General features: G+C 60.6%; 13 protein-coding genes. 8 read left to right on the top strand and 5 right to left on the bottom strand.

Annotated elements, in window-relative coordinates; all coding sequences use genetic code 11:
• The first annotated feature begins 67 nt into the window (after positions 1–67).
• The 6 genes from BM017_RS21155 to BM017_RS21130 all read left to right on the top strand — a co-directional run bounded on the left by BM017_RS21155 (position 68) and on the right by BM017_RS21130 (position 5428).
• Positions 68–1144 (top strand): ABC transporter substrate-binding protein, encoded by a 1077-nt coding sequence (locus BM017_RS21155; protein ID WP_092248020.1) that lies wholly within the window; start codon positions 68–70, stop codon positions 1142–1144.
• A gap of 187 nt (positions 1145–1331) precedes the next feature.
• Positions 1332–2138, top strand: coding sequence for an alkaline phosphatase family protein (locus tag BM017_RS21150; RefSeq protein WP_092248017.1), 807 nt, complete (start codon positions 1332–1334; stop codon positions 2136–2138).
• On the top strand, positions 2135–2971 hold the full coding sequence (locus BM017_RS21145) for an ABC transporter permease (RefSeq protein ID WP_092248014.1): 837 nt from the start codon (positions 2135–2137) through the stop codon (positions 2969–2971). The genes BM017_RS21150 and BM017_RS21145 overlap by 4 nt, the downstream gene beginning before the upstream one ends.
• Positions 2958–3758 carry an ABC transporter permease gene (locus BM017_RS21140; RefSeq protein ID WP_092248011.1) on the top strand — a complete coding sequence of 267 codons (801 nt, stop codon included), beginning with the start codon at positions 2958–2960 and terminating at the stop codon, positions 3756–3758. Before BM017_RS21145 ends, BM017_RS21140 begins: the two co-directional genes overlap by 14 nt.
• Entirely contained in the window at positions 3755–4744 is a 990-nt protein-coding gene (locus BM017_RS21135) for an ABC transporter ATP-binding protein (protein ID WP_092248008.1), read from the top strand. Before BM017_RS21140 ends, BM017_RS21135 begins: the two co-directional genes overlap by 4 nt.
• A gap of 30 nt (positions 4745–4774) precedes the next feature.
• The gene (locus BM017_RS21130; RefSeq protein ID WP_092248005.1) at positions 4775–5428 is read left to right on the top strand and encodes an HAD family hydrolase; all 654 of its coding nucleotides are present in this window, start codon (positions 4775–4777) and stop codon (positions 5426–5428) included.
• 129 nt (positions 5429–5557) lie between these two features.
• Here the strand turns inward: BM017_RS21130 and BM017_RS21125 are convergent, their stop codons facing one another.
• A complete protein-coding gene (locus BM017_RS21125; protein WP_092248002.1) occupies positions 5558–6520 on the bottom strand; it encodes a zinc-binding dehydrogenase in 963 nt (320 codons plus the stop codon).
• Between the two features lie 138 nt (positions 6521–6658).
• On the opposite strand from BM017_RS21125, the gene BM017_RS21120 reads away from it, so the two are divergent.
• Positions 6659–8740 (top strand): carboxy terminal-processing peptidase, encoded by a 2082-nt coding sequence (locus tag BM017_RS21120; RefSeq protein ID WP_170856108.1) that lies wholly within the window; start codon positions 6659–6661, stop codon positions 8738–8740.
• Positions 8741–8858: 118 nt separating this feature from the next.
• Entirely contained in the window at positions 8859–10628 is a 1770-nt protein-coding gene (locus BM017_RS21115) for a bifunctional diguanylate cyclase/phosphodiesterase (RefSeq protein WP_071492291.1), read from the top strand.
• Here BM017_RS21115 and BM017_RS21110 read toward each other — a convergent pair.
• The 4 genes from BM017_RS21110 to BM017_RS21095 form a co-directional block, all read right to left on the bottom strand.
• The gene (locus BM017_RS21110) at positions 10625–10996 is read right to left on the bottom strand and encodes a hypothetical protein (RefSeq protein ID WP_005786715.1); all 372 of its coding nucleotides are present in this window, start codon (positions 10994–10996) and stop codon (positions 10625–10627) included. The genes BM017_RS21115 and BM017_RS21110 overlap by 4 nt on opposite strands.
• Positions 10993–11334 carry a helix-turn-helix domain-containing protein gene (locus BM017_RS21105; protein WP_092247996.1) on the bottom strand — a complete coding sequence of 114 codons (342 nt, stop codon included), beginning with the start codon at positions 11332–11334 and terminating at the stop codon, positions 10993–10995. The genes BM017_RS21110 and BM017_RS21105 overlap by 4 nt, the downstream gene beginning before the upstream one ends.
• A 92-nt stretch (positions 11335–11426) precedes the next feature.
• A complete protein-coding gene (locus BM017_RS21100; protein WP_092247993.1) occupies positions 11427–11885 on the bottom strand; it encodes a YkvA family protein in 459 nt (152 codons plus the stop codon).
• 323 nt (positions 11886–12208) lie between these two features.
• A complete protein-coding gene (locus tag BM017_RS21095) occupies positions 12209–12940 on the bottom strand; it encodes a BamJ family beta-barrel-assembly machinery protein (RefSeq protein WP_071492256.1) in 732 nt (243 codons plus the stop codon).
• Between the last annotated feature and the right edge of the window lie 49 nt (positions 12941–12989).

Here is a 12989-nt window from a genome sequence, read left to right as displayed (position 1 = left end):
GCTCTGACCTAGACCAACAACACCGCAGAAACAACCGCCGCGTTGAAAACGCCCAAAGGAGCTTCGGATGAAACAGCTTTTCCTGGCATCACTGTTAGGCTCGACCATTGCCATGTGCACCGCCGCCATGGCCGCTGATACCGATCTAAAAACCCTGGAAGCTGCCGCCAAGGCAGAAGGCGCTGTCAACAGCGTCGGCATGCCCGATGACTGGGCCAACTGGAAAGGCACCTGGGAAGACCTGGCCAAGACCTACGGCCTCAAGCACATCGACACGGACATGAGCTCGGCCCAGGAAATCGCCAAGTTCAAGGCTGAGAAAGACAACGCCAGCGCCGACATCGGCGACGTGGGCGCGGCGTTCGGGCCGATTGCGGTGAAGCAGGACGTGACCCAGCCGTACAAACCGTCCACCTGGGCCCAGGTCCCGGATTGGGCGAAAGACAAGGACGGTCACTGGGCCCTGGCCTACACCGGCACCATCGCGTTTATCGTCAACAAGAAGCTGCTGCACGGCTCTGAAGTGCCCACCCGTTGGGCTGACCTGCAAAACGGCAAATACAAGGTCTCCATCGGTGACGTAAGCACTGCGGCGCAAGCGGCCAACGGCGTACTGGCAGCCGCCATTGCCAATAAAGGCGACGAAAAGAACATCGCCCCCGGCCTGCAATTCTTCACCAAGATCGCCCAGCAAGGCCGCCTCTCACTGTCCAACCCGACCATCGCCACCCTGGAAAAAGGTGAAGTCGAAGTGGGCGTGGTCTGGGACTTCAACGGCCTGAGCTACAAGGCCAAGATGGCCAACCCGGATGACTACGTGGTGCTGATCCCATCGGATGGCTCGGTGAAATCCGGCTACACCACCCTCATCAACAAATACGCCAAGCACCCGAACGCCGCCAAGCTGACCCGCGAGTACATTTTCAGCGACGCCGGCCAACTCAACCTGGCCAAAGGCAATGCGCGTCCGATCCGTGCTGAAACCGACCTGAAACTGCCGACCGAGATCGCCAAGAACCTGATCCCGGGCGAGCAGTACACCAAGGCCAACCCGCAGCCGATCAAGGATGCCGATGCCTGGGAAGCCACGTCCAAGAAGCTGCCTCAGCTGTGGAACGAGCAAGTCATCGTAGAGATGAAGTAAGCCTGCCACCCCACATTGGACTCCACTGGAGATCCAATGTGGGAGGGGGCTTGCCCCCGATGGCGGTGGATCAGTGACAGATATTCAAACTGACACACCGCTATCGGGGGCAACCCCCCTCCCACACTTGAACCCAGATGCATCAGGAATATCGAGCCAAGTCCATCGTTGCGGAGCGCCTCCCCCCATGAAGCACAATGTCATCCTTGTCGTGCTCGACGGCCTGAACTTCGAGGTTGCGCGGCACGCCATGGGGCACTTGCAGGCCTATGTCGGCGCAGGACGCGCAGCCCTGTACAAACTGGAATGTGAACTGCCCGCCCTGTCCCGCCCGTTGTACGAATGCATTCTCACCGGTGTAGCGCCGATCGATAGCGGCATCGTGCACAACAACGTCTCGCGCCTGTCCAACCAGCGCAGCATCTTCCATTACGCCACCGACGCCGGCCTCACTACCGCGGCGGCGGCTTATCACTGGGTCAGCGAGTTGTATAACCGCACGCCCTTTCTCGCCGCCCGCGACCGTCATACCGACGACCCGGCGCTGGCGATCCAGCACGGGCATTTCTACTGGAATGACCACTACCCGGATTCCCACCTGTTCGCCGACGCCGAAAGCCTGCGCCTCAAGCACGCGCCGAACGTCCTGCTGGTGCACCCGATGAACATCGACGACGCCGGCCACAAGCACGGCCTCGACACCCCCCAGTACCGCAACAGCGCACGCTCGGCCGACATCATCCTGGCCGACTACCTGCACACCTGGCTCGACGCCGGCTACCAGGTGCTGGTGACCGCCGACCACGGCATGAACAACGACCGTTCCCACAACGGCCTGCTCCCCGAAGAACGCGAAGTGCCGCTGTTTGTGCTGGGGGCTGCGTTCAGCCTGGACAGCCGCGCCGCACCGAAACAGACCGAGCTGTGCGGCACCGTCTGTGAGCTGCTGGGCGTACCCCACGACAAACCTGTATGCCGGGAGCTGTTGAAATGATCCGAGGCAAATGGCTGGCGCTGCTGTGCCTGGTGCCTTTCGCACTGTTCTTTATCGTGTTCGAAATCGCCCCGTTGGTATGGGTGCTGATCAACAGCCTGCAAACCGAAGAGGCTGGCTGGGGCGTGGAAAACTTCACGCGCATCTTCAGCTCGAAGTTCTACCTGCAAGCCATCCAGTTCAGCCTGGAGATCAGCTTCTACTCCAGCGTGTTCGGCATCATCATCGCCACCCTCGGCAGTTACTCCCTGCGTCGGGTGGATTCGCCGCTGCGCAACTTCGTTACCGCCTTTGCCAACATGACCAGCAACTTTGCCGGCGTGCCCCTGGCCTTTGCCTTCATCATCCTGTTGGGCTTCAACGGCAGCATTACGATCATGCTCAAGCAGGCGGGGATCATTCAGGACTTCAACCTGTATTCGAAGACCGGGTTGATCATTCTCTACACCTATTTCCAGATTCCCCTCGGTGTACTGCTGCTGTACCCGGCCTTCGATGCGCTGCGCGAGGACTGGCGTGAGTCGGCGTCGCTGCTGGGTGCCAACGGTTGGCAGTTCTGGCGACACATCGGCTTGCCGGTGCTCACCCCGGCCCTGCTCGGCACCTTCGTGATCCTACTGGCCAACGCCCTTGGGGCCTATGCCACGGTGTATGCGCTGACCACCGGCAACTTCAACGTGCTGCCGATCCGCATCGCGGGCCTGGTCTCCGGTGACGTGTCCCTCGACCCGAACCTGGCCAGTGCCTTGGCCGTGGTGCTGGTGGCGCTGATGACCGTGGTCACCGTGGTCCATCAACTGCTGCTCAAGAGGAGCTACCATGTCTCGCGCTGAAGCCGGCCCGGCCTCCCTCTACCACCGCGTGGTGGTATGCCTGTTGTTTGCGATCCTGGTGCTGCCGCTGATCGGCACCTTCGTCTATTCCATCGCCAGCAGTTGGTCGGCAACGATCCTGCCCGCTGGTTTCACGGTGAAATGGTATGTACAGCTGTGGAGCGACCCGCGCTTCCTGATGGCCTTCGGGCAATCGTTGCTGGTGTGCGTGGGCGCCTTGGTGCTGTCGGTGGTGCTGATTTTGCCGCTGCTGTTCGTGGTGCATTACCACTTCCCCAAACTCGACGCGCTGATGAACATCCTGATCCTGCTGCCCTTCGCGGTGCCGCCCGTGGTGTCGTCGGTGGGCCTGCTGCAATTGTATGGCTCAGGTCCCTTTGCGATGGTGGGCACGCCGTGGATTTTGATCGGCTGCTACTTCACCGTGGCACTGCCGTTCATGTACCGGGCGATCACCAACAACCTGCAGGCGATCAACCTGCGCGACCTGATGGACGCCTCCCAACTGCTTGGCGCCAGCACCTGGCAGGCGGCGATCCTGGTGGTGCTGCCCAACCTGCGCAAAGGCTTGATGGTGGCACTGTTGCTGTCGTTCTCGTTCCTGTTCGGTGAGTTCGTGTTCGCCAATATCCTCGTGGGTACGCGCTACGAAACCCTGCAGGTCTACCTGAACAACATGCGCAACAGCAGCGGCCACTTCACCAGTGCCGTCGTGATTTCCTACTTCTTCTTTGTGCTGGTGCTGACCTGGGCCGCCAATATCTTGAACAAGGACAAAAGCCAATGAGCTTCGTCAGCGTCCAACACCTGCAAAAAAGCTACGCCGGCACCCCGGTGTTCAGTGACATCAACTGCGAAATCGCCAAGGGCGAGTTCGTCACCCTGCTCGGCCCGTCCGGTTGCGGCAAGTCCACGCTGCTGCGCTGCATCGCCGGGCTGACCTCGGTGGACAGTGGCAAAATCCTGCTGGATGGCCAGGACATCGTCCCGCTGAGCCCGCAGAAACGCCATATCGGCATGGTGTTCCAGAGCTATGCGCTGTTCCCCAACATGACCGTGGAACAGAACGTCGCCTTCGGCCTGCGCATGCAGAAGGTCAACGCCGACGACAGCCACAAGCGCGTGCAGGAAGTCCTGCAACTGGTAGAACTCAAGGACCTCGCCGGTCGCTACCCGCACCAGATGTCCGGCGGCCAGTGCCAGCGCGTGGCCCTCGCCCGCTCATTGGTCACGCGCCCGCGCCTGTTGCTGCTGGATGAGCCGCTGTCGGCACTGGATGCGCGGATTCGCAAGCACCTGCGCGAGCAGATCCGCCAGATCCAGCGCGAGCTGGGGCTGACCACGATCTTTGTGACCCATGACCAGGAAGAAGCCCTGACCATGTCCGACCGGATCTTCCTGATGAACCAGGGCAAGATCGTGCAGAGCGGTGATGCCGAGACCCTCTACACCGCGCCAGTGGACGTATTCGCCGCCGGTTTCATCGGCAACTACAATCTGCTGGATGCCGACAAGGCCACCCAATTGCTGCAACGCCCGATCAACAGCCGTATCGCCATCCGCCCGGAAGCCATCGAGCTGAGCCGCAATGGCGAGTTGGACGCCTTGGTTCGCAGCCACAGCCTGCTGGGCAACGTGATTCGCTACCGCATCGAAGCGCGCGGCGTGGAACTGGTGGTGGACGTGCTCAACCGCTCGGCCGACGACTTGCACCCGGATGGGCAACGCCTGGCACTTTCCATCGACCCCAGCGCCCTGTGTGAAGTAGCCTGAGCAGCGACGATTATTGAGAGAGCGTGACGGATGGCATTGGTAATTTTTGATCTGGACGACACCCTGATCCATGGCGACTGCGCCACCCTGTGGAGCGAGCAGATGGGCCGCCTGGGCTGGGTCGACCCTGAGTCGTTCATGCGCAGGAACAACGAATTGATGGCCGCCTACAGCCAGGGCCAGCTGAAGATGGAAGACTTCATGGACTTCAGCCTGGAGCCGATGATCGGCCGCACGCCGGAGGAAATCGAGCACTTGGTGGAGCCGTGGGTCGAGGATGTGATCGAGCCGCTGATCTACAGCGACGCCACCAAGACCATCGCCCGCCACCGTGCGAATGGCGACCGGATCCTGGTGATCTCCGCCTCGGGCACGCACCTGGTTACGCCGATTGCGGCGCGGATCGGCATTGATGAGGTGCTGGGGATTGAGCTTGAAGTAAAGCACGGCGTGTACAGCGGCCATACTCAGGGTGTATTGACCTACCGTGAAGGCAAGATCACGCGTTTACTGGAATGGCTGGCGCAGGAAGGTGAAACACTGGACGGCGCGTACTTCTATTCGGATTCGCGCAATGATTTGCCGTTGTTGCTGAAGGTGGAGCATCCACAAGTGGTCAATCCGGACCCGGTGCTGCGCGAGCATGCCGAAAAAGCCGGCTGGCCGATCCATCACTGGATCTGATTGAACCGAGATCAACATCTGGGAGGGGCGGTGCGACGATTCGACTTGCCCCGATGGCAGTGTGTCAGATGAAGAATTCTTCACTGTCCCAGCGCTATCGTCGCACCGCCCCTCCCACATTGACCGCATTCAGCTCAAACTTTCGTCGATCACCAACACCAGCTTTCCGGAAATCCCGTTGGTCGCAAGCTCGGCAAACGCCGCTTCGGCATCCCTGATTGCAAAGGTCCTGGCCAGTTGCGGGCTCAGCCGCCCTTCAACAAACAGCGGCCATACATGCTGGCTCAAGTCGCTGAGCAGGTCGGCCTTGAACTGATCACTGCGGCTGCGCAAGGTCGAGCCCAGCAACTGAATGCGCTTGCCCAGTACCTGGGCCAGGTCCAGTTGCGCGTCACGCCCGCCCATCAAGCCGATCAACACCCAACGACCATCGAGGGCCAGCAGCTTGAGGTCCAGCGCCGCATAGTTGCCACCGACCGGGTCGAGGATCACATCGAACGGCCCGAAATCCCGCAACCCCTCGATGCCGTCGGTACGCACCACGCCGCCCTGTGCACCGAGCTCCTCGCAATAGGTCAGGCGCTCTGCCGAGCCGACGCTGACCCAGCACGGACTGCCAAACGCCTTGCACAACTGGATCGCCGCCGAGCCCACGCCGCTGGCGCCGGCATGCAGCAGTACCTTTTCACCGGGCTTGAGGCCCGCCAACTGGAACAGATTCAGCCACGCCGTGCTGTACACCTCGGGCAGCGCCGCCGCTTCGACCAGCGACAGGCCTTCCGGAACCGGCAGCACGTGGCGCGCATCCACCACCACTTCCTCGGCCATGCCGCCACCGGCGAGCAGTGCGCAAACCCGGTCACCGACTTGCCAGGACGAGCCGGCGCCCACTTCGCTGATCACCCCGGAACACTCCAGGCCCAGCACGTGGCTGGCACCCGGCGGCGGCGGATAGAGCCCCGCCCGCTGTAATAAATCGGCGCGATTGAGGCCCGCTGCCGCCACACGAATACGAACTTGCCCTACATCGCAAGTAGGACCGGGTTCTTCCAACCACTCCACATGACCGTCAACGCCTTGCAATGCTTTCACAGTGCCTCCATAGTGAGTCTGGACTGAGCCCGTAGCTGTATCGCCGGGCTTTTTGCATTATGCGACCGGACCATATGGAACCGGCTCCCTCAAAGACGGCCTAATATGCGTTATCAATTGCCCCCGCGTCGAATCAGCATGAAGCATCTGTTCCCCAGCACCGCCCTCGCTCTATTCATTGGTCTCGGCTTCGCGTCGATGTCGACCAATACGTTCGCAGCCAACAGCTGGGACAATCTTCAACCTGATCGCGATGAGGTGATTGCCAGCCTTAACGTCGTCGAGTTGCTCAAGCGCCATCACTACAGCAAGCCGCCGCTGGACGACGCTCGCTCAGTGATCATCTACGACAGCTACCTCAAGCTGCTGGACCCGTCGCGCAGCTACTTCCTGGCCAGCGATATCGCTGAGTTCGACAAGTGGAAGACCCAGTTCGACGACTTCCTCAAGAGCGGCGACCTGCAGCCCGCGTTCACCATCTACAAGCGTTACCTGGACCGCGTCAAAGCGCGTCTGGACTTCGCCCTGGGTGAGCTGGACAAAGGCGTCGACAAGCTCGACTTCACCCAGAAGGAAAACCTTCTGGTGGACCGCAAGGACGCACCTTGGCTGACCAGCACCGCCGCGCTTGACGACCTGTGGCGCAAACGCGTCAAGGACGAAGTGCTGCGCCTGAAGATCGCCGGCAAAGAGCCCAAGGCCATCCAGGAGCTGTTGACCAAGCGCTACAAGAATCAGTTGGCGCGCCTGGACCAGACCCGTGCCGAAGATATCTTCCAGGCCTACATCAACACCTTCGCGATGTCCTACGACCCGCACACCAATTATCTGTCGCCAGATAACGCGGAAAATTTTGATATCAACATGAGTCTATCGCTGGAAGGCATCGGTGCCGTCCTGCAAAGCGACAATGATCAGGTCAAGATCGTGCGCCTGGTACCGGCAGGCCCGGCCGACAAGACCAAGCAGGTCGCTCCGGCCGACAAGATCATCGGCGTGGCCCAGGGCGACAAAGAGATGGTCGACGTGGTCGGTTGGCGCCTGGACGAAGTGGTCAAGCTGATCCGTGGGCCGAAAGGCAGCGTGGTGCGCCTGGAAGTGATTCCGCACACCAATGCACCGAACGACCAGACCAGCAAGATCGTGTCCATCACCCGTGAAGCGGTGAAGCTCGAAGACCAGGCTGTGCAAAAGAAAATCCTCAACCTCAAGCAGGATGGCAAGGACTACAAGCTGGGCGTGATTGAGATCCCGGCCTTCTACCTGGACTTCAAGGCCTTCCGTGCCGGCGATCCGGACTACAAATCCACCACCCGCGACGTGAAGAAAATCCTCACCGAACTGCAGAAGGAAAAAGTCGACGGCGTGGTCATCGACCTGCGCAACAACGGCGGCGGCTCCCTGCAGGAAGCCACCGAGCTGACCAGCTTGTTTATCGACAAGGGCCCGACCGTGTTGGTACGCAACGCGGATGGCCGTGTCGACGTGCTGGAAGACGAGAACCCGGGCGCCTTCTACAAAGGCCCGATGGCCTTGCTGGTCAACCGCCTCTCGGCCTCGGCCTCGGAGATTTTCGCCGGCGCCATGCAGGACTACCACCGCGCCTTGATCATCGGCGGCCAGACCTTCGGCAAAGGCACCGTGCAGACCATCCAGCCGCTGAACCATGGCGAGCTGAAACTGACGCTGGCCAAGTTCTACCGGGTTTCCGGGCAGAGCACCCAGCACCAGGGCGTACTGCCGGACATCGATTTCCCGTCGATCATCGACACCAAGGAAATCGGCGAAAGCGCCCTGCCGGAAGCCATGCCGTGGGACACCATCCGCCCGGCGATCAAGCCGGCGTCGGATCCGTTCAAGCCGTTCCTGACGCAGTTGAAGGCTGACCACGACACCCGCTCCGCCAAGGATGCCGAGTTCGTGTTCATCCGCGACAAGCTGGCCCTGGCCAAGAAGTTGATGGAAGAAAAAACCGTCAGCCTCAACGAAGTGGACCGTCGCGCGCAGCATGCCGACATCGAAAACAAGCAACTCGTACTGGAAAACATCCGCCGCAAGGCCAAGGGTGAGGATCCACTCAAGGAGCTGAAGAAAGAAGACGAAGATGCGCTGCCGACCGAAGCGGAAAAAACCAAGCCGGAAGACGACGCCTACCTGGCCGAGACCGGCCGGATCCTGCTGGACTACCTGAAGATCAGCAAGCAGGTGGCCAAGCAGTAAATGATGGCGATTTAATGTGATCGCTCCTTGGAGTGTCATCATATAGACATCATTCTGTCGTGAAATGAAGGACCGCAGGTTTCAAGCCTGCGGTCCTTTTTTTTCGATCGAGATCGCCATGACCATGACCGAACAGCTGAATGCATTGGGCTCTATCTTGGCTCAAGGCAGTTTGCACAGCCTGTTCCAACCGATCATCTGCCTGTCTGAACGGCGCATTCTCGGCTACGAAGCCCTCAGCCGCGGCCCGTCCAACAGCCCGCTGCACTCCCCCGTCGCCCTGTTCTCCGTGGCCAGCCAGGCCGGACGCCTGAGTGAACTGGAGATCGCCTGCCGCGAAAGCGCGTGCCGGCGCTTCAGCGAGCAGAAGCTACCGGGCAAGCTGTTCCTCAACGTCTCGCCTCAATCCCTGATGGAAACCGCGCACCAACCGGGACGCACCCTGCAACTGCTGCATGACTACGGCATTCCACCGAGCCAGGTGGTGATCGAACTCACCGAACAAACCCCCACCAACGATATCGACCTGTTGCAAACCGCCCTGCATCACTACCGCAACATGGGCTTCTCGATTGCCCTGGATGACCTGGGCGCCGGTTATTCCAGCCTGCGCTTGTGGTCGGAGCTGCGTCCGGATTACGTGAAGATTGACCGGCACTTTATCGACGGTATCCATCAGGATGCGCTCAAGCGCGAGTTTGTCGGCTCCATCCTGCAGATCGCCAAGGCGTCGCGCGCCCAGGTGATTGCCGAAGGCATTGAGTTGCACGAGGAGTTGGCGGTGCTGACGGAAATGGGTGTGGACCTGGTCCAGGGCTACCTGCTGTGCCGACCGCAGGAGCAACCGCCGCAGGAAGCCCGCCTCATGCTGCCCAAGCCCGACAGTTCCAATGTGGCACTGAACGATGAAGGCAGCGACCTCAGCGCCCTGCTGAGCGAACAGCCGGCGGTGGACCAGGACACCGCCACCGCCCAGGTACTCGAAGCGTTCCGCCGCCAGGCCAACCTCAATTCCCTGGCGGTGCTGGACGGGCGTGGGCACCCGATCGGTATCGTGCACCGGCATTCGCTGTCGGATGCGCTGCTCAAGCCGTTCGCCACCGACCTGTTTGCACGCAAGCCCATCAGCCGCTTGATGAGCACCGACTTCCTGGCGGTAGAGTTGAGCCAGTCGCTGCAACAGGTCAGCCGCCTGCTCACCAGCCGTGCGCGGCAACGTATCGAAGAAGACTTCATCATCACCCTCAATGGCGATTACCTGGGCCTGGGCCGGGTGATCGATGTGCTCAAGCTGATCACCGAACGGAAAATCCAGCAGGCGCGCTACGCCAATCCACTGACCCTGCTACCCGGCAACGTGCCGATCCAGCAGTGCCTCACACGTCTTCTGCAACAGCAGCGCGAGTCGGTGATCTGCTACGTGGATATCGACAGTTTCAAGCCGTTCAACGACATCTACGGCTATGGGCGTGGGGATGAGGTGTTGCTGTGCCTGGCGCAGTGCCTGAACGACCGGGTCGATCCCAGCCGCGACTTTGTCGGGCATATCGGCGGTGATGACTTTTTGCTGGTGCTCGGCCCGCAGGACTGGCGCAAACGGCTCAACCAGCTGCTGGATGACTTCCACACCCAATGCCGGCGCTTCTACCGCGCCGAGCATCTGGAGGCCGGCTGTTTCGTGGCGTTGAACCGCCAGGGCGTGCGCCAGGAGTTTGCACTGCTGTCGCTGTCCATCGGGGTGGTGCATTTGTATCCACAGGCCTGTGGACAACTCGATGCCAGCCAGTTGGCGGAGTTGGCGTCGCAAGCCAAACACCATGCCAAGGATATGGCCGGCTACAGCATCCATGTGATCGACAGCATGGACGCACTGCCCCAGGCGCTTTAAGCCTCGGCGGACTCGGGATACTCGTATTCAAACACGCGCACCACTTCCGAAGCGTGCCAGGAGGCGGCGGCCACGCCATCGGACGGCCCGCTGAAACGCCCCAGGCGCTCCACGCACTCGAAGAAACCGGTACGCGGCAAACGGCTGGCACCCTGGCTGATCACCAGCGAGCTGCGCAATGGCTGCTCGGCCTTGGCGTCCAGCGCTGCCAGGTGTTCCAGGGCAGCGGCCAGGGTTTGCATGGCCGGAGTGGGAAATTGCAGGCGCTCCAACAGCGCGCGGTAGGTCAGCAAATGGCGCTGGCGGCGCGCCTGGTCCAGTTCGTTGAGTAACCCATCCCAGTGTTGACGGCTGATACGTAGGCTCAATATTCATCCCTCCAACCTGCAACGCCCAATTCCCAGGCCAGGCTGCGGCGGATCGCGGCATCCGGCTGGCGTTCACCACTTTCAATCAATCCAAGATATGACGGGCTGATGCCCACGGTGCGGGCCAGGGTCTCGATCGCCAGGCCTTTGGCTTCGCGCAAGCCGCGCAGGTCGGCGAGCAGGCGCAGATCCTGCGCAGGGGCGGCTTGGGCAGTCGATGCGGAAGGAGGTGGCGTAGGCTGTCGCTGACCGGCCGCTTTTAGCAGCGCCTGGTACTGATCCCATGGCAACACCGCGTATTCGGGTTCGCCATTGCGTGAAATTATCTGAATATCCATGACTGCCCCGTAGGATAACTGCACTTACTAAGTAAGCTCTTTCCTTAGGAGTGTAATCCTAACAGCCACAAAGGTCGCAGGGGATAGCCAGGTCATGGGTTTTTTTGCGGGTTTTCCTGGGCCAGCAGCGCGGGCGTCGCAGGCAGCCGCTCAACCACGGCGAGCTTTTCCGGACGCTGGGCGTCGCGCCAGGCGCGAAACGCGTTCAGTTCGCCGTCCAGGGTCTTCATGACCCATGCCAGCACGGCAATGTCGTCGAGCATGCCGAACATGGGGATAAAGTCGGGGATCGCATCAATCGGGCTGAGGAAATACATCAGCCCCGCCACCACCGAGATCAGCGCCTTGGGGCTGATGGCCCGGTACTCACCGCGCCAGTAAGCCAGGCACAGGGCCTGGAGCAACCTGAGATCATCCTTGAGCTTACCCAGGCGATTGCCTTGGTTCGAGCCCTTGGCAGCGACCGCGAACAATAGCGTAGGCAAGCGCCCGCGACCCAGAAGGCGTGCGGCCATGGGCAGGAAACGGGTGAAATTGAACGGTGGTTTCATTCGTCACTCCAGTTCCATATGACATAAAAGGTTATCCACACAAATTGTGGATAACCTTGTGAACAGAGCCTGTTTTCCGGGCTGAAAGCCACGTAGTACAAGGCTTGCAGTCAGATCGGGCGTTTTTTGCGCACTGAAAAAAAACCCAAGATTTCATTGACTTGGCGTTGATGTGCGGCTACCCGTACTCGAGTCTTATATCAGACTGTTGCAGGTTGCAGACGTTCGTTTGAATTCGCCAGGCTCTGATGTGGGAGAGGGCTTGCTGACCACAGAAACAACAACGCCCCGTCGAGACGGGGCGTTGTATGTTCAGGCGCCGATTACTTCTTGGCGGCTGGTGCAGCAGGCGCGTCAGCCTTGGCTGGGTCCTTGATGGCCAGCAGTTCCAGGTCGAAGACCAGCACGGAGTTGGCTGGAATCGCCGGGCTCGGGCTCTGTGCGCCGTAGGCCAGGTCGGAAGGAATGTACAACTCGACCTTCTCGCCCACGTGCATCAGTTGCAGGCCTTCGACCCAACCCGGGATCACACCGCTGACCGGCAGGTCAATCGGGCTGCCGCGATCCACGGAGCTGTCAAAGGTGGTGCCGTTGGTGAGCTTGCCGGTGTAATGAACAGTCACCACGTCGGTCGGCTTGGGCTGGGCGCCATCGCCCTTCTTCACGATCTTGTACTGCAGACCGGAAGCGGTGGTGACGACGCCGTCTTTCTTGGCGTTGTCTTCGAGGAATTTCTTGCCGGCGGCTGCCGACTCTTCGCTCATCTTGGTCATGCGTTCTTCGGCACGCTTCTGCAGTGCGGCAAACGCTTCAACCAGTTCGTCGTCTTTGAGCTTCTGCTCTTTTTTGCCGACGGCATCTTCGATGCCCTGGGCTACCGCTTTGGAATCCAGGTCATCCATGCCTTCTTGGGCAAGGCTCTTGCCCATGTTCAGGCCGATACCGTAGGAAGCTTTCTGCGCCGGGGTTTTCAGCTCTACGCTGGTCTGCGAATCACAACCCGCAAGTACCAGGCTAACCAGGGCCACCGCCGCCGCCAACCGATGCTGTTTCATGCTATTTCCTTGTTCATGCGCCAAAAGGGCATTCGAATAAAGTCGCGAG

It is taken from the genome of Pseudomonas sp. NFPP04 (assembly GCF_900113815.1).
GTDB classification, from domain to species: Bacteria; Pseudomonadota; Gammaproteobacteria; order Pseudomonadales; family Pseudomonadaceae; genus Aquipseudomonas; species Aquipseudomonas extremorientalis.
This window is presented reverse-complemented; position numbering and strand designations above follow the sequence as displayed.